The 24,937-nt window shown below is 70.8% G+C and carries 24 protein-coding genes; 7 read left to right on the top strand and 17 right to left on the bottom strand.

Features of this window, described 5'->3' with window-relative positions; all coding sequences use genetic code 11:
* Nucleotides 1–19 precede the first annotated feature (19 nt).
* Nucleotides 20–1,066, top strand: a complete 1,047-nt coding sequence (locus ABT137_RS01395) for a chitinase (RefSeq protein WP_351700559.1) — start codon at nt 20–22, stop codon at nt 1,064–1,066.
* 174 nt (nt 1,067–1,240) lie between these two features.
* Nucleotides 1,241–2,368: an endonuclease/exonuclease/phosphatase family protein gene (locus tag ABT137_RS01390; RefSeq protein ID WP_351700556.1), complete on the top strand. Its 1,128-nt coding sequence runs from the start codon at nt 1,241–1,243 to the stop codon at nt 2,366–2,368.
* A gap of 74 nt (nt 2,369–2,442) precedes the next feature.
* Here the strand turns inward: ABT137_RS01390 and ABT137_RS01385 are convergent, their stop codons facing one another.
* On the bottom strand, nt 2,443–3,825 hold the full coding sequence (locus ABT137_RS01385) for a glycine--tRNA ligase (protein ID WP_351700553.1): 1,383 nt from the start codon (nt 3,823–3,825) through the stop codon (nt 2,443–2,445).
* 162 nt (nt 3,826–3,987) lie between these two features.
* On the opposite strand from ABT137_RS01385, the gene ABT137_RS01380 reads away from it, so the two are divergent.
* The 4 genes from ABT137_RS01380 to ABT137_RS01365 all read left to right on the top strand — a co-directional run bounded on the left by ABT137_RS01380 (nt 3,988) and on the right by ABT137_RS01365 (nt 7,136).
* A complete protein-coding gene (locus tag ABT137_RS01380; RefSeq protein ID WP_351700550.1) occupies nt 3,988–4,944 on the top strand; it encodes a metal ABC transporter substrate-binding protein in 957 nt (318 codons plus the stop codon).
* Between the two features lie 26 nt (nt 4,945–4,970).
* A complete protein-coding gene (locus tag ABT137_RS01375; protein ID WP_351700547.1) occupies nt 4,971–5,735 on the top strand; it encodes a metal ABC transporter ATP-binding protein in 765 nt (254 codons plus the stop codon).
* Nucleotides 5,735–6,637: a metal ABC transporter permease gene (locus ABT137_RS01370; RefSeq protein ID WP_351700544.1), complete on the top strand. Its 903-nt coding sequence runs from the start codon at nt 5,735–5,737 to the stop codon at nt 6,635–6,637. The genes ABT137_RS01375 and ABT137_RS01370 overlap by 1 nt, the downstream gene beginning before the upstream one ends.
* Before the next feature lie 61 nt (nt 6,638–6,698).
* Nucleotides 6,699–7,136 (top strand): Fur family transcriptional regulator, encoded by a 438-nt coding sequence (locus tag ABT137_RS01365; RefSeq protein ID WP_351700541.1) that lies wholly within the window; start codon nt 6,699–6,701, stop codon nt 7,134–7,136.
* Here the strand turns inward: ABT137_RS01365 and ABT137_RS01360 are convergent.
* The 11 genes from ABT137_RS01360 to ABT137_RS01310 all read right to left on the bottom strand — a co-directional run bounded on the left by ABT137_RS01360 (nt 7,123) and on the right by ABT137_RS01310 (nt 18,343).
* On the bottom strand, nt 7,123–7,659 hold the full coding sequence (locus ABT137_RS01360; protein WP_351700538.1) for a YcxB family protein: 537 nt from the start codon (nt 7,657–7,659) through the stop codon (nt 7,123–7,125). The genes ABT137_RS01365 and ABT137_RS01360 overlap by 14 nt on opposite strands.
* A gap of 23 nt (nt 7,660–7,682) precedes the next feature.
* A complete protein-coding gene (locus tag ABT137_RS01355) occupies nt 7,683–9,035 on the bottom strand; it encodes a histidine-type phosphatase (RefSeq protein WP_351700536.1) in 1,353 nt (450 codons plus the stop codon).
* A 90-nt stretch (nt 9,036–9,125) separates the two neighbouring features.
* Complete coding sequence (locus ABT137_RS01350) at nt 9,126–9,977, bottom strand: isoprenyl transferase (protein WP_351700533.1); 852 nt, start codon at nt 9,975–9,977, stop codon at nt 9,126–9,128.
* Between the two features lie 43 nt (nt 9,978–10,020).
* On the bottom strand, nt 10,021–10,770 hold the full coding sequence (recO, locus tag ABT137_RS01345; RefSeq protein ID WP_351700530.1) for a DNA repair protein RecO: 750 nt from the start codon (nt 10,768–10,770) through the stop codon (nt 10,021–10,023).
* A 49-nt stretch (nt 10,771–10,819) separates the two neighbouring features.
* Nucleotides 10,820–11,035: a hypothetical protein gene (locus ABT137_RS01340; RefSeq protein ID WP_351700527.1), complete on the bottom strand. Its 216-nt coding sequence runs from the start codon at nt 11,033–11,035 to the stop codon at nt 10,820–10,822.
* Nucleotides 11,036–11,158: 123 nt separating this feature from the next.
* Nucleotides 11,159–12,085 (bottom strand): dihydrodipicolinate synthase family protein, encoded by a 927-nt coding sequence (locus ABT137_RS01335; RefSeq protein ID WP_351700524.1) that lies wholly within the window; start codon nt 12,083–12,085, stop codon nt 11,159–11,161.
* Entirely contained in the window at nt 12,085–13,092 is a 1,008-nt protein-coding gene (locus tag ABT137_RS01330) for an oligopeptide/dipeptide ABC transporter ATP-binding protein (protein WP_351700521.1), read from the bottom strand. Before ABT137_RS01330 ends, ABT137_RS01335 begins: the two co-directional genes overlap by 1 nt.
* Nucleotides 13,089–15,110 carry a dipeptide/oligopeptide/nickel ABC transporter permease/ATP-binding protein gene (locus ABT137_RS01325; RefSeq protein ID WP_351700518.1) on the bottom strand — a complete coding sequence of 674 codons (2,022 nt, stop codon included), beginning with the start codon at nt 15,108–15,110 and terminating at the stop codon, nt 13,089–13,091. The genes ABT137_RS01330 and ABT137_RS01325 overlap by 4 nt, the downstream gene beginning before the upstream one ends.
* On the bottom strand, nt 15,107–16,066 hold the full coding sequence (locus tag ABT137_RS01320) for an ABC transporter permease (protein ID WP_351700515.1): 960 nt from the start codon (nt 16,064–16,066) through the stop codon (nt 15,107–15,109). Before ABT137_RS01320 ends, ABT137_RS01325 begins: the two co-directional genes overlap by 4 nt.
* Before the next feature lie 4 nt (nt 16,067–16,070).
* Nucleotides 16,071–17,675, bottom strand: coding sequence for an ABC transporter substrate-binding protein (locus ABT137_RS01315; protein WP_351700512.1), 1,605 nt, complete (start codon nt 17,673–17,675; stop codon nt 16,071–16,073).
* Nucleotides 17,676–17,926: 251 nt separating this feature from the next.
* A complete protein-coding gene (locus tag ABT137_RS01310) occupies nt 17,927–18,343 on the bottom strand; it encodes a nuclear transport factor 2 family protein (protein ID WP_351700509.1) in 417 nt (138 codons plus the stop codon).
* 147 nt (nt 18,344–18,490) lie between these two features.
* Between ABT137_RS01310 and ABT137_RS01305 the strand changes: the two genes are divergently transcribed.
* Nucleotides 18,491–19,129, top strand: a complete 639-nt coding sequence (locus ABT137_RS01305; protein WP_351700506.1) for a TetR/AcrR family transcriptional regulator — start codon at nt 18,491–18,493, stop codon at nt 19,127–19,129.
* Nucleotides 19,130–19,157: 28 nt separating this feature from the next.
* On the opposite strand, the gene ABT137_RS01300 is transcribed toward ABT137_RS01305, so the two are convergent.
* The 5 genes from ABT137_RS01300 to leuA all read right to left on the bottom strand — a co-directional run bounded on the left by ABT137_RS01300 (nt 19,158) and on the right by leuA (nt 24,839).
* Nucleotides 19,158–20,189, bottom strand: a complete 1,032-nt coding sequence (locus ABT137_RS01300) for a hypothetical protein (protein ID WP_351700504.1) — start codon at nt 20,187–20,189, stop codon at nt 19,158–19,160.
* The gene (locus ABT137_RS01295; protein ID WP_351700501.1) at nt 20,186–20,719 is read right to left on the bottom strand and encodes a SigE family RNA polymerase sigma factor; all 534 of its coding nucleotides are present in this window, start codon (nt 20,717–20,719) and stop codon (nt 20,186–20,188) included. The genes ABT137_RS01300 and ABT137_RS01295 overlap by 4 nt, the downstream gene beginning before the upstream one ends.
* Nucleotides 20,720–20,790: 71 nt before the next feature.
* Entirely contained in the window at nt 20,791–21,969 is a 1,179-nt protein-coding gene (locus ABT137_RS01290) for a sialidase family protein (RefSeq protein WP_351701122.1), read from the bottom strand.
* 267 nt (nt 21,970–22,236) lie between these two features.
* The gene (locus ABT137_RS01285; protein WP_351700498.1) at nt 22,237–22,932 is read right to left on the bottom strand and encodes a TerB family tellurite resistance protein; all 696 of its coding nucleotides are present in this window, start codon (nt 22,930–22,932) and stop codon (nt 22,237–22,239) included.
* Nucleotides 22,933–23,117: 185 nt separating this feature from the next.
* Nucleotides 23,118–24,839 (bottom strand): 2-isopropylmalate synthase, encoded by a 1,722-nt coding sequence (gene leuA / locus ABT137_RS01280; protein WP_351700496.1) that lies wholly within the window; start codon nt 24,837–24,839, stop codon nt 23,118–23,120.
* Nucleotides 24,840–24,937 lie beyond the last annotated feature (98 nt).

Below are 24,937 nucleotides of genomic sequence, written 5' to 3'. Positions count from 1 at the left end.
CCCCACCGGGAGGCCTCGCATGATCCGCCGCACCCTCGCCCTGCTCGCCGCCGCGCTCACGACCGCAGCGCTCACCCAGCTCCCCGCCGCCGCCCCCGCCTCGGCCGCCGACACCTGCGCGGTCAAGTCCCGTCCCGCGGGCAAGGTGTTGCAGGGTTACTGGGAGAACTGGGACGGCTCCGCCAACGGCGTCCACCCGCCCTTCGGCTGGACCCCGATCACCGACTCCAGGATCGCCGCCCACGGCTACAACGTGATCAACGCGGCCTTCCCGGTGATCCGTTCCGACGGAACAGCCCTCTGGGAGGACGGCATGGACACCGGCGTGAAGGTGGCCACGCCCGCGGAGATGTGCGCGGCCAAGGCCTCCGGCCAGACCATCCTGCTGTCGATCGGCGGCGCGGCGGCGGGCATCGACCTCAGCTCCGCCACCGTGGCCGACAAGTTCGTCTCGACGATCGTCCCGATCCTGAAGAAGTACAACTTCGACGGCATCGACATCGACATCGAGACCGGCCTGGTGGGCAGCGGGTCGATCAGCCAGCTCTCCACCTCCCAGGCCAACCTGGTCCGCATCATCGACGGCATCCTCGCCCAGATGCCCTCCAACTTCGGCCTCACGATGGCCCCGGAGACGGCGTACGTCACCGGAGGCAGCATCACCTACGGCTCGATCTGGGGCGCCTACCTGCCGATCGTCAAGAAGTACGCCGACAACGGCCGCCTGTGGTGGCTCAACATGCAGTACTACAACGGCAGCATGTACGGCTGCTCGGGCGACTCGTACGCGGCCGGCACGGTCGCCGGCTTCACCGCACAGACCGACTGCCTCAACAAGGGGCTGGTCGTGCAGGGTACGACCATCAAGGTGCCCTACGACAAGCAGGTCCCGGGCCTGCCCGCGCAGTCCGGGGCGGGCGGCGGCTACATGTCCCCGTCCCTGGTCTCCCAGGCCTGGAACCACTACGGCACGTCCCTCAAGGGCCTGATGACCTGGTCGATCAACTGGGACGGCTCGAAGAACTGGACGTTCGGCGACAACGTGAAGTCTCTTCAGGGGCGTTGAGCCCGCCCGGTGCCGGGGCGGGCGGGGCGGGGCCGGGCCGCGGAGGCCGGCCCCGCCCTCCGTTCGACAGACACCGTCCGGGCTCCGAGAATGGAAGTGCCGGCGAGCAGTCACCGGCGGCGCCTGCCGCCGGCCGTTCCGGGCGGTGTTCTCGCGCTGCCGAGGAGGCCCGCCATGACCATCCGTATCGCCACGTTCAACATGGAGAACCTCTTCCGCCGGCCCACTGTCTTCCGCCTGGAGAATCCGGCCGACCGGGAGCAAGTCCTCGACGACTTCGCCAAGTTGGTCGCCGTCCTCGACCTGCCTACGTACTCGGACACCGACAAGACGGAGATCGTCCGGATCGTCACGAAGTACCGGGCGTTCGACATCGACGACCCGAAGCACCCGAACCCGAAGGGCCCGCCGCCGATCGTCATCAACCAGTCCCGCCCGGGGAAGCACACCGGGCTGTTCGACACGACCAGGCCGCCGAAGACCCCTCAGGACATCATCGCCACCGGCCGGGGTTCATGGACCGGCTGGGCCGAACTCGGGCAGGACGACCTGGACATGAGCATGGTGCGGAACACCGGGCGGGTGGTCGCGGAGGTCGACGCCGACATCCTGCTGACCGTGGAGGTGGAGGACCGGCTCACCCTGGAACGCTTCAACACCCACGTCCTGGCGGATGCGCTGGGCAGACGGCCGTACCCGTACAACCTGCTCATCGACGGCAACGACCCCCGGGGCATCGACATCGGGATCCTCAGCCGTCACCCGATCTCGTCCGTCCGGTCCCACCTCTTCGACACCGACCCGGACCATCCGGCCGACCGGCTGTTCAGCCGTGACTGCCCCGAGTTCGAGATCCAGCTCGACGGAACGCCGCTGGTGATCCTGGGCAACCACCTCAAGAGCAAGTTCCGCGACGACCCGGAGCTGCGGCTGGCCCAGGCCAGGCGGGTCACGGAGATCTACCGGGCGGCGGCGGAGCGCACCCCGCACGTCATGGTCGCCGGGGACCTCAACGACGACCCGGAGAGCGATGCGGTGGCGCAGCTTCTGGCCACCGGGCTGCGCGATGTCATGAGCCACCCCTCCTACCACGGGGAGCCCGGCACGCACGGGGAGTGCTCCCGGCTCCAGGACAAGATCGACTACCTGCTGCTGCCGCCGCCGCTGTGGCACGAGGTCCAGCACGTGGGCCTGGAGACCCGCGGCATCTTCGCGGACGGCATCAAGTCCTTCGACACGGTGACATCGAAACTCACGGAGGCGTCGGACCACGCGGCGCTGTACGTGGACCTGGACCTGTAGGGAACCAGAACGCCCACCCTCCAGCCGACCGAGTCGGGTGGCGGGTGGGCGAAGGAGGAGGAAGCGGCGCGGACCTAGCAGCCCAGCAGGCGCCCGGCGAGGTAACCCTCGATCTGGTCCAGGGAGACCCGCTCCTGCTTCATCGTGTCGCGCTCGCGCACCGTGACCGCGTTGTCCTCGAGCGTGTCGAAGTCGACGGTCACGCAGTACGGCGTACCGATCTCGTCCTGGCGGCGGTAGCGGCGCCCGATCGCACCGGCGTCGTCGAACTCGATGTTCCAGTGCCCGCGCAGCGCCTGGGCGAGGCCCTTGGCCTTCGGGGACAGCTCGGGGTTGCGGGACAGCGGCAGGACCGCGACCTTGACCGGGGCGAGGCGGTGGTCCAGGCGGAGCACCGTGCGCTTCTCCAGCTTGCCCTTGGCGTTCGGTGCCTCGTCCTCGACGTACGCGTCCAGGAGGAAGGCCAGCATGGCGCGGCCGACGCCCGCCGCCGGCTCGATGACGTACGGCGTCCAGCGCTCCCCGGCCTCCTGGTCGAAGTAGGAGAGGTCCTGGCCGGAGGCCTTGGAGTGGGCGTTCAGGTCGTAGTCGGTGCGGTTGGCGACACCCTCCAGCTCGCCCCACTCGTTGCCGCCGAACTGGAAGCGGTACTCGATGTCAGCGGTGCGCTTGGAGTAGTGGGAGAGCTTCTCCTTCGGGTGCTCGTACCACCGCATGTTCTCCTCGCGCAGGCCCAGGCCGGTGTACCAGTTCCAGCGCTGCTCCATCCAGTACTCCTGCCACTTCTCGTCCTCGCCCGGCTTGACGAAGAACTCCATCTCCATCTGCTCGAACTCGCGGGTGCGGAAGATGAAGTTGCCGGGCGTGATCTCGTTGCGGAAGGACTTGCCCATCTGCGCGATGCCGAACGGCGGCTTGCGGCGCGAGGTGGTCTGCACCTGGGCGAAGTTGGTGAAGATGCCCTGAGCCGTCTCGGGGCGCAGGTAGGCGACGGAGCCGCTGTCCTGGGTCGGGCCGAGGTGGGTGGAGAGCAGGCCCGAGAACTGCTTGGGCTCGGTGAACTGGCCCTTGTTGCCGCAGTTCGGGCAGTTGACGTCCGCCAGGCCGTTCTCCGGGAGGCGGCCGTGCTTGGCCTCGTAGGCCTCCTCCAGGTGGTCCGCGCGGAACCGCTTGTGACAGGCGGTGCACTCGGTCAGCGGGTCCGTGAAGGTGGCGACGTGACCGGAGGCCACCCAGACCTCGGGGGCCAGGATGACGGACGAGTCGAGACCGACCACGTCCTCGCGCGACGTCACCATGTAACGCCACCACTGGCGCTTCAGGTTCTCCTTGAGCTCGACACCCAGCGGCCCGTAGTCCCAGGCGGCACGCTGACCGCCGTAGATCTCACTGCACGGGAATACGAAGCCACGGCGCTTGCTCAGGCTGACGATGGTGTCGATCTTGTCGGCGGCCACGGTGCTCTCTTCATTACGACGACGGGCGACGAAGCGAGATGCTTCAGAGCGAATGCTTCAGGTTACCGGCGGGGCCTCCCCCTCAATCAAATCGGTGTCCCTTACCGGCCTCTCACCCAGGCTTGTTGACAACGGTTTCCATATTTGTTGAAAATGACTCTCATGAACGTACGACGCCGCCTCATACCCACGGCCGCCGCGACCACCGTCACCGCACTCGGCATAGCCACCCTCACGGCCTGCGGCGGCGACGCCACGGCGGCCCAGACCGGCAAGTTCGACGTCGTCGCGTCGTTCTATCCGATGGCCTACCTCGCCGATCAGATCGGCGGCAACCACGTCCACGTCACCAGTCTCACCCAGCCCGGCCAGGAGCCGCACGACCTGGAGATCAGCCCCAAGCAGATCATCGGGATCGAGAAGTCCGACGCGGTCCTCTATCTGAAGAACCTCCAGCCCTCCGTCGACGACGCGGTCGCCCAGTCGTCCGTCAAGACGAAGATCGACGCGGCCTCCCTGACCACGCTGGAGAAGCACGGCAACGAGGTCGGCGGGCACGCGGCCTCGCACGACACCTCCGAGAACGAGGAGCTGTCCGGCCTCGACCCGCACATCTGGCTCGACCCGGTGCGCTACGCCCAGGTCGCCCAGGGCGTCGGCAAGGCCTTCGAGAAGGCCGACCCGGACCACGCCGCCGACTACAGGAAGAACACCGCCGCCCTGGTGAAGAAGCTGGACGCGCTCGACACCCAGTTCAAGAACGGCCTCGCCGACACGAAGTCCAAGGTCTTCATCACCACCCACGCCGCCTTCGGCTACCTCGCCGAGCGCTACGGCCTGACCGAGGAGGCCATCAACGGCCTCGACCCCGAGTCGGAGCCGAGCGCGGCCCGCGTCAAGGACCTGGAGACCATGGCCAAGGCCGACGGCGTCACCACCGTGTTCTACGAGACGCTCGTCAGCGACAAGACCGCCAAGACCATCGCCGCCGACGCCCGGCTGAAGACGGACGTCCTCGACCCGATCGAGGGCATCACCGCCAAGTCCCGCGGCAGGGACTACTTCGCGGTCCAGGAAGCCAACCTCAAGGCGCTCCAGCAGGCACTGGGCGCCAAGTGACACGCCAAGGGACAGGAGACGACGAGATGAGCGGCGAGCCCGTCATATCCCTGCGCGGCGTCACCGCCGAGCTGGGCTCGCGCCCCGTCCTGCGCGGCATCGACCTCACCGTGCACCGCGGTGAGGTCGTCGCGCTGCTCGGCGCGAACGGCTCCGGCAAGTCGACGGCGATCCGCACGATCGTCGGCCAGGTGCCGGTGAGCGGCGGCGAGGTCGAGCTGTTCGGCACCCCCCGCCGTACCTTCCGGGACTGGTCGCGGGTCGGCTACGTCCCGCAGCGCACCACCGCGGCCGGTGGCGTGCCCGCCACCGTCACCGAGGTCGTCTCCGCCGGCCGCCTCTCCCGCACCCGCTTCGGCCTCTTCCGCAAGGCCGACCACGCGGCCGTACGGCACGCGCTCGGCCTGGTCGGCATGGCGGAGCGGGCCAAGGACAACGTCGAGGCGCTCTCCGGCGGCCAGCACCAGCGGGTGCTGATCGCCCGCGCGCTGGTCGCCGAGCCCGAGCTGCTGATCATGGACGAGCCGATGGCGGGCGTCGACCTGGCCAGCCAGGAGATCCTCGCGCAGACCCTGCACGAGCAGGTCGGGCAGGGCACCACGGTCCTCCTCGTCCTGCACGAACTGGGCCCGCTGGAGCCGCTGATCGACCGCGCGGTCGTCCTCCGCGACGGCTGCGTGCTCCACGACGGCCCGCCCCCGCGCGCCGTCGGCCAGCACGCCCTCCCCGGCCACGACCACGTCCACCCCCACGACGAGCACACACCACTGCGCACAGGACTGCTGAGCTGATGGACTTCCTGAACTACGCCTTCATGCAGCGGGCCCTGCTCGCCGCCGTCCTGGTCGGCATCACCGCCCCCGCCGTCGGCATCTACCTGGTCCAGCGCCGCCAGGCCCTGATGGGCGACGGCATCGGCCACGTCGCGATGACCGGCGTCGGCCTCGGCTTCCTGCTCTCGACGTCCCCGGTCTGGATGGCGACGGCGGTGTCGGTGCTGGGCGCGATCGCGATGGAGCTGATCCGCTGGTACGGCCGTACCCGCGGCGACATCGCGCTCGCGATGCTCTTCTACGGCGGGATGGCCGGCGGGGTGATGCTGATCAACCTCGCGCCCGGCGGCTCCAACGCCAACCTGATGTCGTACCTCTTCGGCTCGCTGTCGACGGTGTCCGAGTCCGACGTGACCGCGATCTGCCTGCTGGCGGCCTTCGTCCTGCTGGTCACCCTCGGCCTGCGCCGGCAGCTGTTCGCGGTGAGCCAGGACGAGGAGTTCGCGCGGGTGACCGGACTGCCGGTCCGGGCGCTGAACCTGCTGACGGCGATCACGGCGGCGGTGACCGTGACGGTCGCGATGCGGGTGGTGGGCCTGCTGCTGGTCTCCGCGCTCATGGTCGTTCCGGTGGCCGCGGCCCAGCAGCTGAGCCGCAGCTTCGCGGCCACGTTCGCGATCGCCGTCGCGATCGGTGTGACGGTGACGATCGGGGGCACGATCACGTCGTACTACCAGTACGTCCCGCCGGGTGCGACGATCGTCCTGCTGACCATCGCCGCGTTCATCGTGCTGAGCGTGCTGGCCACCCCGCTGGCCCGCCGACGCGCCCGCGCGGCCGCCGCGCGACGGCCCGCCGGGGATCCGGCGGAGTGCGCGATTCCGGCCACCCGGGGGGCCGCCGACGAGGTCGGCGTCTGAACGCCCTCGGCCCGGGCTGGCACAATGGCCCGGCAGAGGCAGTGACGTGAGGAGGCAACCGGTGACGACCGCTGGACAGCCCGTGAAGGGCCGCTCGACCCGTCAGCGGGCAGCCGTGGCGGCGGCCCTGGACGAGGTCGAGGAGTTCCGCAGCGCGCAGGAACTGCACGACATGCTCAAGCACAAGGGCGACTCGGTCGGCCTGACCACGGTCTACCGCACGCTCCAGAACCTCGCCGACGCCGGCGAGGTGGACGTCCTGCGCACGTCCGAGGGCGAGTCGGTCTACCGCCGTTGCTCCACCGGCGAGCACCACCACCACCTGGTCTGCAGAGCCTGCGGCAAGGCCGTGGAGGTGGAGGGCCCGGCGGTGGAGACGTGGGCCGAGGCCATCGCCGCCGAGCACGGGTACGTCAACGTCGCCCACACCGTGGAGATCTTCGGTACGTGCGCGGACTGCGCGGGGTCCGCGGGGGGCTGCTCGGCTACGCGCGCGTGAGGTGCCGGTCGAGGATCGCGCGCAGCCGGTCGACGTCGGCGGGGTCCGGGAGGCCGCGCTTGGGCAGCACGGTGAAGCACGAGGCGTTCTTGTCGTCGCTGTAGGTGACGAAGGCGTCCTTCGTCTCCCGATAGCGGGGCTGCGCCGCCCAGTTGACCGACGTCGTGCTGTTGTCGGTGGCCATCGTCAGCCCGGCGTCCCCCACGGTCGCACGGTACGTGCCGTTGCGGGCGGCGAGCTTGAGGAAGGCGCGGGCCTGGAGCCGGGGTGTGAGGCACAGCAGGACCACGGCCAACGGCATCCAGATCAGCAGGAACCAGTCGGGCCGCTCGCTCCCCGCCACCGAGAGGGACCCGTTCAGCACGAAGGCGAACGCGATGAGACCGAGGGCCCAGTGCCGCAGCCACCTCCGCCGTCTCAACCGCTCGCGTTCCCGCAGCGCCCCCAGGAAATCCTCCGCGACCGGCCGGTAGGCCAGCTCCACCACGCCCTGTCCGGCGTCCCGCCCCATGTCCATGACCATGGGGCGGATCGTACCGGCGCCGGTCAGCTCCGGTCGAAGCACTTCTCCAGCTCGTTCAGGTCGTAGAACTTGCTGTGCTTCGAGATCGGCTTGCAGCCCGCCTTGAAGGCGATCTCCTTCTCGTTGTAGAGCATCCGCACCAGGTAGTCGTCGCCCTTCTTGAAGACGTCCCACTGGATGTTGGAGGCGAGGGAGGCGACCTCGGCGCCGCGCCACGTGTTGTTCGCGTACGTGTACGTCTCGCCCGGCGTCGCCGCCTTCTCGCTGCCCGGCAGCCGCATCAGCGCGGCCAGCGGGATGATCTCCTCGGCGTGCGTGAAGCGGAGTTCCGCGCCCAGCGTGCTGGTGCCGTCCCGCTTGGCCTCGACCTGCTCGAAGAAGTCGTCGAGCAGGACGTCCGCCATCTTGTAGGTGATGTCGCTGTCCGAGAAGCTCGGGCCCTTCTGGTAGAAGTCCTCGGCGTCGCTGAGGTAGCCGAACCAGGCCGCGTCGCGCGGGGCGATGTAGCGGTCGAAGTCCCAGCCCTTGCCGTCCGGGCTCTCCTCGCCCATGGCGGGCGCGATGGCGTAGAGGTTGTAGACGGCGGTGGCGGCGGTGATGTCGTCGGCGGTGGCGGCGAACTCGCCGTTCACGATGCGCTGGACGAAGGCCGGCTTGAAGATCCTGCCGAGGACCCGGGCGGCCGCCTTGTGCGAGGCCGGCTGGTCGGTGATCGACTTCAGGGTCGAGGCGAGGCGCTCGTCGCTCGCCAGCCACTTCTGGTAGTCGGCGCCGCCGGCCGACTTGTGGAAGTAGAGCAGGTTCTTGTCGACGCGGGCGGTGCCGAGGGAGGACTTCAGCGCCGGGTCGGCGTCGGTGAGGGCGGTGGCGAAGACCGTACCGCTGTCGACCGCGCGGCCCTGGCCGGAGCTGACGACGTCGATCTTCTCGCCGTTCTCGGCGATCGAGGAGAAGAGGGACGGCAGGCGCTTCTCCAGGCGGACGGCGGTGGCGCGGAGTTCGTCCTTGCCGCGGCCGCTGAGGTTGCCGTACCCGATCGCGCTCATGGCCGCTTCGAGGGCCTGCACGTCCGGGCCGAACTTCTCACCGCGCGCGGTGAGTTGGCCGTCGGCCTGCGCCTGGTTCCAGAGCGCGAGGATCGTGTCGCCGTCCTCGCCGTCGGTGGCGGAGCGGGAGCCGTGCCGGGAGACGTTCTCGGTGAAGACGGCGGTGTAACCGGCGGGTGGCTGCTGGTAGGTGCGCGGGTTCTGGCCGGGGGAGTAGACGGCCTTGGTGCCGTAGCTGTCGCGGTGGGTGAGCCCGGTGTCCGTGGCGTGCGCGGGCAGCGCGGTCAGGAGCAGGGCGCCGAGCGAGAGGACGGGGATGACGCGCTTCATGAGGACCGTTCCAGAGGCGGGAGACGACCGGGGGTGGCCAGCGATGGATCTTCCGCATCCTCGACGGCCCTCATGAACGCCGAATGGCCGTCAGATGCCGGAGGGGTTCTCCTCCGTACGGCCCTCCATGGCCAGCAGTTCCTCGTTGGGGATGGCGCCGCCGAACCGCCGGTCGCGGGAGGCGAATTCGACGCACGCCCGCCACAGGTCACGGCGGTCGAAGTCGGGCCACAGCACGTCCTGGAAGACCAGCTCGGCGTAAGCGCTCTGCCAGAGCAGGTAGTTGGAGGTGCGCTGCTCGCCGCTGGGCCGCAGGAACATGTCCACGTCCGGCATGTCCCCGTAGTACAGGTGCTTCTGGATGGTCTTCTCGGAGATCTTCGACGGGTCGAGGCGGCCCGCCTTCACCTCCTCGGCGATCGCCTGCACCGCGTCGGCGATCTCGGCCCGGCCGCCGTAGTTCATGCAGAAGTACAGGGTGAGCAGGTCGTTGTCCTTGGTCTGCTCCTGGGCGACCAGGAGCTCCTTGGCCACCGACTTCCACATCCTGGGCATCCGGCCCGCCCAGCGCACCCGGATACCGAGTTCGTCGAGCTGGTCACGGGTCTTGCGGATGAAGTCGCGGTTGAAGTTCATCAGGAAGCGGACCTCTTCGGGTGAGCGCTTCCAGTTCTCGGTGGAGAAGGCGTAGAGCGAGATGTTCCGGACGCCGATCTCGATGGAGCCCTGCAGCACGTCGAGGACGCGCTCGGCGCCGACCTTGTGGCCCTCGGTGCGGGGCAGCCCGCGGTCCTTCGCCCAGCGGCCGTTCCCGTCCATGACGATCGCCACATGGTTCGGGACCAGCTCGCCCGGGAGCTTCGGCGGGCGGGCGCCGGACGGGTGCGGTTCCGGCGTCCTGTACTCGCGGCGCTGGCGCCCCAGGATCCCGCGTACGACCATGTGCTTCTCGTCTCCCTCTGGCTTTTCCCGCTAGCTCTTCCCGCTAGCTTTTCTCTACGTACCTGAGCGAGCGCAGCCCGCGCTCCAGATGCCAGTGCAGATAGGCCGACACCAGCCCGCTGCCCTCCCGGACGTGCCGGGCCTCGGCCGCGTCCGCGGTCTCCCAGTCTCCCGTAAGCAGCGCGCCGAGCAGAACCAGGGTCTGCGGAGAGGGTACGACGCTGCCGGCCACCCGGCAGTCGACGCAGACGCTGCCGCCGGAGGCGACCGAGAAGAAGCGGTTCGGTCCGGGCATGCCGCACTTGGCGCAGGCCTCGAAGCTGGGCGCGTAGCCGTTGACGGCGAGGGAGCGCAGCAGGAAGGCGTCGAGGACGAGGTGCGGGGCGTGCTCCCCGCGGGCGAGGGTCCGCAGACCCCCCACGAGCAGCAGGTACTGCTGCACGGCCGGCTCGCCCTCGTGGTCGGTGAACCGCTCGGCGGTCTCCAGCATGGCCGTCCCGGCGGTGTACCGCGCGTAGTCGGTGACGATCGCGCCGCCGTACGGCGCGATGGTCTCGCTCTGCGTGCACAGCGGCAGCCCGCGCCCGATCAGCTCGCTCCCCCGGGCGAAGAACTGCACGTCGACGTGGGAGAACGGTTCCAGCCGGGCCCCGAACTTCGACTTGGTCCGCCGAACGCCACGGGCCACGGCCCGCACCCGGCCGTGTCCGCGGGTGAGCATCGTGATGATGCGGTCCGCCTCACCCAGCTTCTGGGTGCGCAGCACGATGCCGTCGTCGCGGAACAGGCTCATGGGCCCATTCTGCCCTGCCTTCGGAAGGGGGCGTGGGGCAAGGCGACCTTCAGGACGCCTCGCCGCGGCTGCGGGCGTTGGCGTGGGCGGTGGCCGCGCTGAGCCGTTCGGCCTGGGTGGCGACGCGTACGGCGTCCGGGTGCGCGTCCCACTCCCGTCCTCCCCCGTACGGCCGCAACTGCACGTAGGGGCCCTCGTGGCCCATGACGATGCCCAGCCGTCCGGTACGGGTGTCGACGGCACAGGAGCCGATGGGGAGGTTCATCGCGTTCACCTCACCTGGCTCCCCCGCCCCTGGGAATTTCACGCTTCGCATCACCGGTGTGGCGCTGCGTGCCTAGACTCGGCCGGAGTCTGTCCCGGGACCCGCAGCGGGCCGCGGCGGCCGCTACATCAGGCCCGCGCCCGCGAGGTACTTCGCCACGCACTCGGTCTCCTCCTGCGACAGCGGCACCTGGGGCTCGGCGGTGGCCGGGCAGTCGATCACCCCGCGCAGGTGCAGCGCCGCCTTGAACGCCCCCAGCCCCGCCGAGCTGCCGCCCATCCGGGCCGGGTTCCCGACGCCGGTCATCCGGAAGAGACCGCACAGCCGCTCCTGCTCGGCCCGCGCCCGCTCCCAGTCGCCCGCCCGGCAGAGCCGGTCCAGGCGGACGTACCCGTCCGGGTCGACGTTGGCGAGGCCCGGGACCGCCCCGTCGGCGCCCAGCGCGAGCGCCGAGTCGACGGTCAGCTCGGACCCCGTCAGCGCGCTGAAGCCGGACAGCCCCCTGCTGCCCGTGACGACCTCGCGGAAGCCCGCCAGGTCGCCGCTGGAGTCCTTCAGCCCGGCCAGCACCCCGTCGGCGGCCAGTTCGAGCACCAGGTCGGCGGGGAGCTTGGTGTGGACGGCGACCGGGATGTCGTACGCGATGACCGGAACCGGGGACCGCTCGGCGACCAGGCGGAAGTGGCGGGCGATCTCGGCGGGGTGGGTGCGGGTGTAGAACGGGGCGGTGACGACGACCGCGTCCGCGCCGGCCGCGGTGACGGACGCGACGTGGTCCAGGACCCGGGGGGTCGTCATGTCGATCACGCCCGCCAGGACCGGGAGCCGGCCGGCCACGTGGCCGACCACCGTCTCGGTGACCAGCCTGCGCTGCCGGTCCGTCAGGTACGCCACCTCCGACGTCGAGCCCAGCACGAACAGGCCGTCCACCCCGGCCGCCGTCAGATGGTCGACGAGCCTGCGCAGGGAGGCGACGTCCACCTCGCGGTCCGGTGTCAGGGGCGTGCAGACGGGCGGTACGACACCGGTCAGCGGGGTGGGCAGCGTCATCAGGGCTCCCTGGGCAGGCTGTGGCTCGGCTGGTCCTCCTCCACAGGATCCACGGGGTGATGACAGCGGTAGCGGTGACCGGGCCGTGACGCGGCCGAGAAGTCAGGCATGCGGACGGCACACGCGTCGTCCGCCCGCCAGCAGCGGGTGCGGAACGGGCACCCGGACGGCGGCCGGGTCGCCGACGGCACCGGCCCCGTGAGCGGGATGGGGTCGATCGGGTTGAGCAGACCCGGGGTGGCCGAGAACAGGGCCCGGGTGTACGGGTGCCGGGCGTGGTCGGTGACGTCGGCGGCCGGGGTGTCCTCGACGATCCGGCCCAGGTACATGGTGATCACCCGGTCGCTCATCCGCCGTACCGTCTGGATGTCGTGGGAGACGAAGACCAGGGCGAGGCCGAGGCGTTCCCGCAGGTCGAGGAGGAGGTTGAGGATCTGGGCGCGGACCGAGACGTCCAGGGCGCTGGTCGGTTCGTCCGCCACCACCAGGTCGGGGTCCAGGGCGAGGGCGCGGGCGATCGCGACGCGCTGGCGCTGGCCGCCGGAGAGCTGCCCGGGGAGGGCCTCGGCGAGGGCCCGGGGCAGGCCGACGAGGCTCATCAGCTCCCGTACCCGGTCCTCCCGTTCGGCCTTCGTGCCGCGGTCGTGGACGTCCAGCGGGTCGCGCAGGATACGGCGTACGGACAGGCGGCGGTTGAGGGCCGTCGACGGGTCCTGGAAGACCATGCCGGTGCTCGCGCCGACGGTCGTCCGGCGTTCGGCCTGCGGCATCGCCCACAGATCGCGGCCGTGGAAGGTGACCGTCCCGGCCGTCGGCCGCTGGATGCCGACCAGCACCTTCGCCAGCGTCGACTTCCCGCACCCCGACTCGCCGACCACACCGACCGTCTCACCGGGCGCCACGGTGAGGTCGGCGCCGGTCAGCGCGTACACCCGGTCCCGCCCGAACACGCCCCCGCCACGGGCCCTGTGGACCACGTCGACACCGGTCAGCTCCACCGCGCTCACGTCACCGCCTCCGTGCTCGCCGCCAGGTCGACGGCCGGGTGGTGGCAGGCCGCGGTGTGGGTGGGGGTGCCGACGAGGCCCGGTGGTGTCGTACGGCAGACGTCGGTCGCCGCCGGGCACCGGTCACTGAAGCGGCACCCTGCGGGGAAGTCGGCGGGGGACGGCACCACGCCCCTGATCTGGGTGAGCCGCTCGGCCCCGGACTCCAGCGACAGCACGCTGCCGAGCAGGCCGCGCGTGTAGTGGTGGGTGGGGGCGCCGACCAGTTCGGCGGTGACGCCGGTCTCGACGATCTGCCCGCCGTACATCACCACCACCCGGTCGGTGACGTCGGCGACCAGGGCGAGGTCGTGCGAGACCAGGATCAGCGCGAAGCCGAGTTCCTCGCGGAGGCGGAGCAGGAGCTCCATCACCTGGGCCTGGACGGTGACGTCGAGGGCGGTGGTGGGTTCGTCGGCGATGATCAGGCGGGGGTCGCGGGAGAGGGCCATCGCGATCAGGACGCGTTGGCGCTGGCCGCCGGAGAGTTCGTGGGGGTAGCTCCGCAGGGTGCGGGTGGGGTCGAGGCCGACGAGGGTGAGGAGTTCGGCGGGGGTGCGGTGTCCGCCGCGTCTCACCAGTTGCTTCAGCTGGGCGTTGATGGTCATGGAGGGGTTCAGGGAGGACAGGGCGTCCTGGTAGACCATCGCGATCTCGTGGCCGAGGAGGCGGCGGTGGGGGGTGGTCAGGTCGACGGGCGGGTGCGGGTCGGTGGGGGTTGCTCGCGCAGTTCCCCGCGCCCCTTTGGGGCGCGTCGACTCACCGGCGTAGTAGTCGATTCGGCCCGTTACCCGTGCCTCCTTGGGTTGGAGCCCCATGATCGTGAGTGCGGTCAGGGACTTTCCGCAGCCCGACTCCCCCACCAAGCCCAGGACTTCGCCGGGATGTACCTCGAAACCGATGCCGTCGACGATGTTCACGCCCCGGTGGCGGTCGGCGAAGCCGATGGTGAGGTTGTGGACCGACAGCACCGGCGGGCCCTCCTGGGAGGGCAGGGGCCGGGCGCGTCGGCGCAGTCGCTCCCCCGCCTCCGCCAGGCCGGGCAGCTCCAGGACCGCACCGGGCTCGCCGGCCTCCACGGGATCGGACTCCGCCGGCTCCGGCTCCCTCGCCGCCGGTGACGCCCACGCGTCCGAGACGCCCTCGGAGAGGATGTTGAGGGAGAGGACCGTGAGGAGGATGAGCAGGCCGGGGAAGAGGGTGGCCCACCAGCCGCCGGTCAGGACCATGTTCTTGCCGTCGGCGATGACGCTGCCCCAGGACGGGTCGGGGGGCCGTACGCCCGCGCCGATGAAGGACAGGGACGCCTCGAAGACGATGGCCTCGGCGACCTGGACCGTGCAGAAGACGAGGACGGGGGCGAGGCAGTTGATCGCCACGTGGCGGACGACGATGTGCGGGGTGCGGGCGCCGATCACGCGTTCCGCGGTGACGTAGTCCTCGCCGTACTGGTCGAGGACGTTGGCGCGGACGACCCTGGCCACCGGCGGGGTGAACAGGAAGGCGATCGCGCAGATCAGGACCGTGATGCCGCCGCCGAAGACGGCTACCAGGACGGCGGCGAGCGCGATGCCGGGGAACGCCATCACCACGTCCAGGCAGCGCATCAGGGTCTCGTCGACGGCCTTGCGGGAGGTGGCCGCGAGGGCCCCGAGCAGGGCGCCGGCGACCAGGGCGAGGCCGGTCGCGCCGAGGCCGATGGCGAGGGACCAGCGGGCGCCGTACATCAGCCGGCTGAGGATGTCCCGGCCGAGGCTGTCCTGGCCCATCCAGTGGCCGGCGGAGGGGTGGCCGGTGCCGTCGACGGGGGCCTGCTGCGTGAGGGGGTCGTCGGGGGCGAGGAGGGGGGCGAACACCGCCACCAGGACGATCACGGTCAGGAAGGCGAGGGCCGTCTTCGACAGCGGTGACAGCCTGCGCAGGCGTACGCCGGGGCGGGCGAGGGCGGCGGTGAGGGCCGCGCGGGTGAACGTCGTCATGTGGCCTCCCTCAGGCGCGGGTTGACCAGCAGGTAGAGGATGTCGATGACGAGGTTGACGACGACGAAGCCGGTCGCGGTGGTGAGGACGACGCCCTGGACGACGGCGGGGTCGCCGTTCTGGACGGCGTCGATCATCAGCTTGCCCATGCCGGGGAGGGCGAAGATGGTCTCGATGACGACGGCGCCGCCGAGCAGGTAGCCGACCCGCAGGCCCAGCACGGTCAGGGGGTTGACCAGGGCGTTGCGCAGGACGTTGCGGCCGACCACGACATGGGGCGGCAGGCCGCTGCCGATCGCGGTGCGGACGTAGTCCTTGTCGAGTTCCTCGACCACCGAGGTGCGGACGATCCGGGTGAGCTGGGCGGCCACCGGGAGGGAGAGCGCGAGGGCGGGCAGGGCCATGGTCCTGAGCCAGCCGGTGACGGAGTCCTCGGGGTTGATGTAGCCGCCGGACGGGAACCAGCCGCGGTCGACCGCGAGGTACTGGATCATCAGCAGCGCCAGCCAGAAGGCGGGGGCGGCGACCCCGACCAGGGAGAGGACACGGATGGCCTGGTCGGCGGCCCGGTCCCGGTGGATGGCCGCGGTCACGCCTCCTGCCAGCGCCAGGACGACGGCGATGCCGAGGCCGAGGAAGGTCAGCTGGAGGGTGAGCGGCAGGGCGGTGAGGACCTGGTCGAGGACCGGGGTGCGGGTGAGGGCGCTGGTGCCGAGGTCGCCGTGGAGCAGGCCGCCGACGAAGTGGACGTAGCGCAGCGGCAGGGGGTCGAGGAGGCCGTTGCGTTCGCGGAAGTCGTGGAGTTGCTGCGGGGTGGGGTTGGCGCCCTGGAAGAACGCGGACGCCGGGTCGGCGTCGGAGAACCGCATCACCAGGAACACGAACAGGGCGATGCCGAGCAGCAGGGGCACCAGCAGGGCGGTGCGGCGCAGCAGGATGCGCAGGACGGCGGTCATGCGGTCAGGCCCACTGGGCGGTGAGGACGTTGATGCCCGGGTAGGGCTGGGCCCTTATGCCGGTGAGTCTGCGCGGGTCCCAGGCGGTGATCAGCTCGTTGTGGACGACCGGGTAGAGGACGGCCTGTTCGGCGACGACGTCGATGTAGTCCTGGATCATCGTCTTCTTCTTGTCCCGGTCCGGTTCGCGGGTGGCCGCGTCCATGTCCTTGAAGAGCTGCCGCGCGACAGCGTTGTCGGCCCAGCGGGCGTAGCCCATCCACAGGTTCCGGGGGCCGTAGTTGTAGTGCATGATCAGGTCGGCGTCGAGGCCGAACTGGTTGGGGTTCGAGACGGCGGCGACGACCTGGTAGTCCTGTTTCTGGTCCATCTTGGTGAACACGGCCGTGGTCTCCTGCGGGGACAGGGTCGTGGCGACGCCGATCGCGTCCCAGGACGACTTGATGGTGGGCAGGCAGTCGACGAGCCAGCTCACGTTGGCCGCGAGGATGTTCACATGCAGGCCGCTGACTCCGGCGGCCTGCAGGAGGGCCTTCGCCTTGTCGGGGTCGTGGTCGTAGACCGTCTTCGCCCGGCGGTAGGCGGGGTTGGTCTCGTTCAGGAACGAACTCGCCGGTTTTCCGTGACCCTTGAGGGCGACCTCGACGATCTTCGCCTTGTCGATCGCATAGTGCAGGGCCTGGCGGACCCGGACGTCGTCGAAGGGTTTGTGCTGCGTGTTGAACATCAGGAACGCGTTGTTCATCCCGGCGCCGCCGCCGACCGAGAGGCCGCCCTGTTCGAGGCGGGGGATGTTGGCGTAGGGGATGTTGTCGGAGATCTGGGCGCCGGCGTCGGCCCCGGAGATCCGCGCCACGCGGGAGGCGGCGTCGACGATCGTCAGCCAGTTCATCTTCCGGAAGGCCGGCTTGCGGGGGCCGTTGTAGCGGTCGTACGCGGCGAAGGTGGTGTTCGACTTCGGGTGGTGCCCGGTCTGCCGGTACGGTCCCGAGCCGACCGCCAGTCCCCTGATCGCGTCGTCCCAGGCGCCGGGCCGGGAGAACACGTGCTCCGGCATGATCTTGGCGAGGGTGAGGCGGGCGACGCCGTCCGGGAAGGGGAACTTCAGCACCAGGTCGACGGTCCGGGTGTCGACCTTGCGGGCCTCCTTCAGCCAGCTCGCGAAGAAGCCCTGGGCGAGGGTCTGGGTGCCCGGGTCGAGGATCCGGTCGAAGACGAAGACCACGTCGTCGGCGGTGACCGGTCTCCCGTCGTGGAAGGTGGCGCCGGAGCGCAGGGTGAACCGCCAGGTGGTGGCGTTCGCGTCGGCGGGCAGCCGGGCCGCCAGCGCCGGGTAGGGGGCGCGGGTGATCGGGTCGGTGTCGGCCAGGCCCTCGTAGAGGTGGTTGTTGGCGGCCATCGCGAACGCGGACGCGGTCTGGGTGGGGTCCCAGCTGCCGTCGTTGCCGTAGCCGATCACCGCGGTGAGGGTGCGGTCGGAGCCGCTGCCGCCGAGGTCGATCGTGGACTTGGGGCCGCACCCCGTCAGCGAGGACAGGGCGGCTGCCGCGCCCAGCACGCCGGTGTGTTTCAGGAACGTCCTGCGGCCGTGGGTCGCCTCGTCGCGCAACGGTACCTCCAGCGTGGGGTCTGGAAAGGAGACGTCGGACGTCCTGTGTTAGCGCGACCATAAGAGGGGGTTCGGGGGCGGTCAAGGCAAGGCGCGCGAATGGCGTAAACCGTCAGAGGTGGGACCAATGACGCCGTGCGGGCGGGCACATGCCACCGCCGGTGCGCGGGAGTTGGCGCCGCCCGCACGGAGTTGGCGCCGCCCGCACGGAGTCGGCGCCGGCCGCACGGGCGGCGGCCGGCGCCCGGGTGCTACGCGGGAGCCGTCAGCTGGGCGGCCACCGCGGCGCCGTCCAGCCACACGTTCTCCCGGGAGATCCGGCCGTCGCGGAACTCGAAGACGTGCAGGATCCGGAAGGCGATCCGGCGGCCGCCGCCCGGGATGCCCAGGAAGGAGCCCGGGACGGTACCCGTCATCACGTTCTCCATGGTGACGGCGTCGTCGGAGTAGTAGGTGCGGGTCCGCTCCTCGCTCTCGGCACGGAAGTCCTTGCACAGCTGCCGGTAGAAGTCGAGCGCCGCCGGGATGCCGTGCTTCGGGCCGTTCGGGTCGCCGACGACGTCGTGCTCGATGTCGTCGGTGTAGACGGCGACCGAACCCTCCGGATCACCGCGTTCCTCGGCGGTCATGTGCGCCTCGATCAGCGCTTCCATTGCGGCGGGTGTCATGGAGCCCATGGTCGGGAGCCCCCTCTCTCGTCACGCCGCGCACTCCTCGCGGAGCCCGCGGCCCCCGTAATGAGACAGTGCTACCGTAATGAGAGAAGTTTCTCACGACAAGAGGGGAATCTCATCATGGAGGGGAGCGAAGGAAGCATGAGGGGCGCGCAGGACGGCCGGCGCAACCAGAAGCTGCGCACCCGGCGGGCGCTCGTCGACGCTGCCGCCGAGCTGCTGCGCGAGGGACACACGGTCACCATCGCGGACGTGGCCGAGGCCGCCCGGGTCTCGCCCGCCACCGCCTACCGCTACTTCTCCGGCCCTCAGGAGCTGATCCGGGAGACCCGCACCCTGCTGCGCAGCCCGGACGTCACCGCGGACCTGCCCGCCGACGCCGCCGGGCGGGTGGACACGGTGGTCTCCCGGGTCGCCGACATGCAGCTGGCGAACGAGCCGGCGTGGCGGGCCATGCTGAGCGCGAGCCTGGAGCGGTACTTCAAGCGGACCGGCGGCGAGCCGGCGGAGGGCTCCGACGACGAGCCGGCGGAGGACTTCCCGGTCCGCAGCCGCACCCGCCTCGACCTCTCCCGCACCGCCCTGGACCCCCTCGCCACGACCCTCCCGCCGGCCGCCCTGCGCCGGCTGACCATGGCGCTCACCCTGGTCTACGGCGTGGAGGCACTGGTCTCGACCCGTGACGTCTGCGAACTGGACCCCGAGGAGGCGAAGGACGTCATGCGCTGGGCGGCCCGGGCCCTGCTCGACACGGCGCTGCGCGAGGAGACAAGGGGCTAGGCGCGCACCGCGATCCGAACGACAGGGCCTACGGCAGGGTCTTCTCGTAGGACGCGTCCTGGTCGGAGTCGTAGACGAGCTTGCCCCTCGCGTCGTAGCCCTTCAGGTGCGGGGCCGCGGTGACCTGCTTGTCCAGGGTGCCGGTGGCGACGAACCAGCCGTGGTCGAGGACCACCTCGCCCGCGCTGCCGCCGTAGGAGACCGTCATCGTGGCCACCGAGGCGCGCCGGCCACCGATGATCCCCCAGCGGAACGGAAGCTTCCAGTTGCCCTTGTCGATGGCCGACTGCTGGTACAGCTTGCCGCTGTTGATGTCCGGGACCACGGGCGTCCGCGCGTCGCCGAAGGGGTCCCCGACGCTGGTGTTGAGACCGGAGGCCGCGCCGTCCTTGACGGTGCAGATGAGCCGGGCCGGCACCGGCTTCTCCCGTACCGCGACCACGAAGTAGCCGTCGCCGGGGGCGTTGGAGTCCCCGGTGCTGCGCATCGCCAGGATGATCCGGTAGTCGGCCGGCCTGCCGAGGTCGGTGTAGGTCGGGTCCTTGGGGAGGCGGTGCGCCTTGTTGTAGTCGAGGCACTTGCCGAGCCCCTCGGCGGCCTGGTCGAAGGTGATCCCGTCCAGCAGCTGGTGCGCCGCGGACACCGGGCGCGCCGGGGCCGACGGGGTGACCGACGGCGCCGAGGGCGACGAGGCCGACGAGGTCGACGAGGTCGACGAGGCGGCCGGGGCCGACGGGGTCCCGGCCGGTGCCGGGGTCGACGCGGTGGCCGGACCGGTCGGTGCCGGGCGCGCACTGGTCAGCACGGTGGGGCTGGGCCCGGCCGGGCTCGTCGTGGTGCCGCCGCCCAGCGCGTACGCCCCGACCGGCACCACGGCCAGCGCCGCCAGTGCCGCACCGCCCACGGCCAGGCGCCGCCGCCGCTCCAGCACGCCCCGCCGGCGGATCTCCGGGTAGGGCACCGGCGACGGCCGGACCAGGGACGCGTCCCCCGCCAGCAGCGCCCGCACCCGGGCCTCGAACTCCGGCTCGGCCGCCCCGCCCTGCTTCTGACCGCTCACCTGCTGCCTCCCTGCACGGGCGCCGCGTGGCTCATGGCCTGCGCGAGCCCCGGAACCGTACGCAACTTCGCCAGGCCCTTGGACGCCTGGCTCTTGACCGTGCCCGGCGAGCAGCCGAGCACCTCGGCGACCTCCCCCTCGGACAGGTCCTCCCAGTACCGCAGCACCACCACCGCACGCTGCCTCGGCGGCAGCCCGGCGAGGGCCGCGAGCAGTGTGCCGCGCTCGTCGGCCCGGGACACGGCGTCGTCGTACCCCGCGCGCTCCGGCGGTGCGTCGGTCAGCGCCTCGGTGACCCGGCGCTTGCGGAACCGGTCGCTGTTGCAGCTGACCAGCATGCGGCGGACGTACGCCTCCGGATGGTCGGTCCGGGAGACGCGCCGCCAGGACCGGTAGGCCTTCGCCAGCGCGGTCTGCGTCAGGTCCTCCGCGTGGTGCGGGTCACCGGTGAGCAGATAGGCGGTCCGGACGAGATGCGACCACCGCGCTCTGACGAACTCCTGGAACTGGACCTCTAGTTCGGCCTGCATCAGCCACCCCCTCGCCCTCCAGACCACCGGATCCGTGGATTCGGTTGCCCGGCCGGGAGAAGCGGTCCCGCTCAGGGGGCCGCGATACGGCGGAACTCGATCGTGTCGTACGCCGTCTTCGTACCCGTCTCGTACAGCACCCCCACGGTCCTCTTGTCCACCTGGACCAGGTCCGAGTAGGCGGCCTTCCGGTCGGACAGGGTGAGGATCCTGTCGAAGGTGATGCCCTGGTCCGTGCTGGTCCACAGGGCCATGGCCTTGCGGGCCGTCGGGACCGAGGGGGCGGAGAAGAGCAACGGGGCCTCGCCGCCCGGGAGCTGGAGGACGGAGCCCTCGACCACCGGGACCTTGGACAGGGTCGGCTGGACGGTGTAGGGGGCGTCCAGGGTCTCGCCGCCGTCGCTCGACCAGGCCTCCAGGCGGTTGCCGGGACTGGAGCCGTTCTGGTCGCGGGCGTTGAAGTAGAGGCGGCCGTCGGGGAGTTGGGCGGCGGTGGTCTCGTTGGCGTTGTCGTGGCCGGTGTAGGAGTCGTCGACGAAGCCGAGGTGCCAGCTGTGCCCGTCGTCGTCGCTGTAGATCGCGTGGCCGCCGTAGTACCTGGCTTCCCGGCCGGTGTCGGCGGAGCCGGCGCGCGGGGCGGCGGAGTGGTCGGCGGCGACGACCAGGCGGCCGCGGTGCGGTCCCCGGGCGAGCGCGACGGCGTGCCCGGGGCCGGTCGCGTACCAGCGCCAGCCGGAAGGTTTCACCTGGGCGGTGATCTCGTGCGGGCGGGTGAAATGGCGGCCGTCGTCGCCGCTGCGCTGCACGTACACCCGGCGGCTCTGCGCCTCGGTGACCTGGCCGCGCATGATCTGGTCCTCGCTCACCGAGCCGTCGTTGTACGAGGTCACCAGGACGACCTGGCCGGTCCGCGGGTCCACCACCGGCGCCGGGTTGCCGCGGGTGTCCCCGTCGCCGGCGGCCACCACCCGGAGCGGGTCCCAGGTGCAGCCGCCGTCGGCGGAGCGTCTCAGCACGACGTCGATGTCACCGCTGTCCCCGGTGGTGGTGTGCCGGCCCTCGGCGAACGCGAGCAGGGTGCCGCGCGCGGTGCGGACGACGGCCGGGATGCGGAACTGGGCGTAGCCGCCCTCGCCGGAGACGTACGGCACGGAGGACTCGCAGCCGGCCGTCGCCCAGGCCTTGGGCCCGGCCGTGAACGCCCCGACCAGCAGGGCGGCGGCGAGGGAGATCCGGCTCGCGCAGGTCACAGGAGACACTTGACTCACTCTTCCATGGTGCTCCCGGCCGCCTTCACCGCATCTCCACAACGGCCGAACGGGTCGGCCGGTCTGGCGTGCCGTCAGGCCGTGGAGCGGGTCATGTCGGGCTCCCGCGCGCCGGGCTGACGTCGTGCATTGCGGTGGCGGCCGGTACCGGGGCCGCCAACGGCGCCCGGGTACGGGTTCGATGACGATCCGCCCGGCTCCCTACGGCCACGCGGGTGAACGGCTGCCGGTCGCCGCCCGGCGACCGGCTCAGGACGGCGTGCGCGCCGCCGCCAGCAGCCGGCTCACGTCGTCGGCGCAGATGGTCAGGGCCGCGCCGACCGTGCCGAGGACCTCGCGTTCGGCGTTGGTGTAGGGGCCGTCGGCGAGCGCGATCCGGGCGCCCTGCAGGAGCAGCGCCTCCCGCCCGGCGGGGGCGAGATGCGGGGCCAGCGGGTCGAGGGCCTCGTGCAGTTCTATCGCCAGGCTCGCGCGGTACGGCTGCTCGAAGACCCGCCCGGTGTCCGCGACGAGGGCCTCGACCAGCGCGCTCAGCTGGTCCTCCGTGGCCTCCTCGAAACCGGCCGCGCGGACCGCGCCCGCCGCCGCCTCCAGGGCCGTACGGGCACAGGTGCCGCCGGCCGCCAGGACGGCCAGGGCGACGGTGTGCACGGCGTCGCGGAGCATCGCCGAGAAGCGGGAGGTGGTGGGGTGGTCGAGGACGTCGGTGCCGTAGTGGTGGCGGCAGGCGGCGCACTCCACGACCGGCCCGGTGGTGCCGCGCGGCAGCACGGGCACGCCGAGCAGGGTGAAGCGGCGTCGGCCGGTGAGCCGCTGGTAGTTGCGGTCACCGCCGCAGCCGGGGCAGAAGAACTCCCCGTCGCCGACGGGTGTCCAGGCGGTGCGGGTGCCCAGAATCCGGGCAGGCCTGGCGGTTCGGCAGTCTCGTCCCCGTACTGGCAGCACGTCGCACCTCCGTAACGCCGTGGCAACATCGCCACCGCTGGCGTGATGTTAGCCACATGGAGGAGCCGGAGTCAGTACCCCGTACGAGACCAGTCCGTGACCTGCACAACGAGATGGCCGGGAAACGACGGGGCCCTGATCGCCACGAGAGCTGATCAGGGCCACTGAACCGCCGGTCAGACGGGTTATCGCGTCGCGCGGTTGACGGCGGAGACGACCGCCTTCAGCGACGCACGCGTCGTGTTCGCGTCGATGCCGATCCCCCACAGGATCTTGCCGTCGATCGCGCATTCGATGTAGGAGGCGGCCTGCGCGGAGGCACCCTCGCTCATCGTGTGCTCCTGGTAGTCCAGGAGACGTACGTCGATGCCCAGGCCCTGCAGCGCGTCGAAGAACGCGGAGATCGGGCCGTTGCCGGAGCCGGTCAGGACGGTGTCCTCGCCGTCGACGGTGGCCTCGACGGTGAGGGTGTCCACGCCGTCGGTGTCGGTGGTCGACTGCCCGGTGCGGACCTGGATGCGGCCCCAGGCGTTCTCCGGGTTCGGCAGGTACTCGTCCTGGAAGACCGCCCAGATGTCGGCGCCGGTGACCTCGCCGCCCTCGGCGTCCGTCTTGGCCTGGATGAGCTTGGAGAACTCGATCTGCATCCGGCGCGGCAGGTCCAGCTTGTGGTCGTTCTTGAGGACGTAGGCGATGCCGCCCTTGCCGGACTGCGAGTTGACCCGGATGACCGCCTCGTAGGAGCGGCCGACGTCCTTCGGGTCGATGGGCAGGTAGGGCACCGCCCATTCGATGTCGTCGACGGTGACGCCCTGCGCGGCCGCGTCGGCCTCCATGGCGTCGAAGCCCTTCTTGATGGCGTCCTGGTGGGAGCCGGAGAAGGACGTGTAGACCAGGTCGCCCACGTACGGGTGGCGCGGGTGGACCTCCATCTGGTTGCAGTACTCCCACGTACGACGGATCTCGTCGATGTCGGAGAAGTCGATCTGCGGGTCGACGCCCTGCGAGAACAGGTTCATGCCCAGGGTGACCAGGTCGACGTTGCCGGTGCGCTCGCCCTGCCCGAACAGGCAGCCCTCGACGCGGTCGGCGCCGGCCATCACGGCCAGTTCGGCGGCGGCCACGGCGGTACCGCGGTCGTTGTGCGGGTGGACGGAGATGCAGACGTGCTCGCGGCGGGAGAGGTTGCGGTGCATCCACTCGAAGCGGTCCGCGTGCGTGGACGGCGTCGAACGCTCCACGGTGGCGGGCAGGTTGAGGATGATCTCGCGGCCCGGACCCGGCTGGTAGACGTCCATCACCGCCTCGCAGACCTCCAGCGCGAAGTCCAGCTCGGTGTCGGTGAAGATCTCGGGGCTGTACTGGTAGCCGAACTCGGTCTCGGGGCCCAGCAGCTTCTCGGCGTACTCCATCACCAGGCGGGTGCCGTCGACGGCGATCTGCTTGATGTCGTCCTTGGAGCCGCGGAAGACCACGCGCCGGAAGACGGGGGCGGTCGCGTTGTACAGGTGGACGGTGGCCCGCCTGGCGCCCTTCAGCGACTCGACGGTCCGCTCGATCAGGTCCTCGCGGGCCTGGGTCAGCACGGAGATCGTCACGTCGTCCGGGATCGCGCCCTCTTCCTCGATGATCGAGCGCACGAAGTCGAAGTCGGTCTGGCCGGAGGCGGGGAAGCCGACCTCGATCTCCTTGTAGCCCATCTTGACCAGCTGGTCGAACATCCGGCGCTTGCGCTCGGGCGACATCGGGTCGATCAGGGCCTGGTTGCCGTCACGCAGGTCGGTGGAGAGCCAGCGGGGGGCTTCGGTGATCCGCTTCCCGGGCCAGGTGCGGTCGGGAATGTCGACCTGCTCGTACTTGCCGTACTTGTGGATCGGCATGGAACTGGGCTGCTGGCGGTTGACCATGATTGCGGGGCTCCTGGTGGGTGTCCGGAAGGACGGCCGACGACGCAACGCGAAGCTCCGCGGGGAGGGAGTCGACCTGGACTACAGGCCCTCGCCGC

Origin of the sequence: Streptomyces sp. NPDC001980 (genome assembly GCF_040296885.1) — a bacterium.
Classification (GTDB): Bacteria; Actinomycetota; Actinomycetes; order Streptomycetales; family Streptomycetaceae; genus Streptomyces.
The sequence above is the reverse complement of the archived record's forward strand: the minus strand, read 5'-3'. Positions and strand labels throughout refer to the sequence as shown.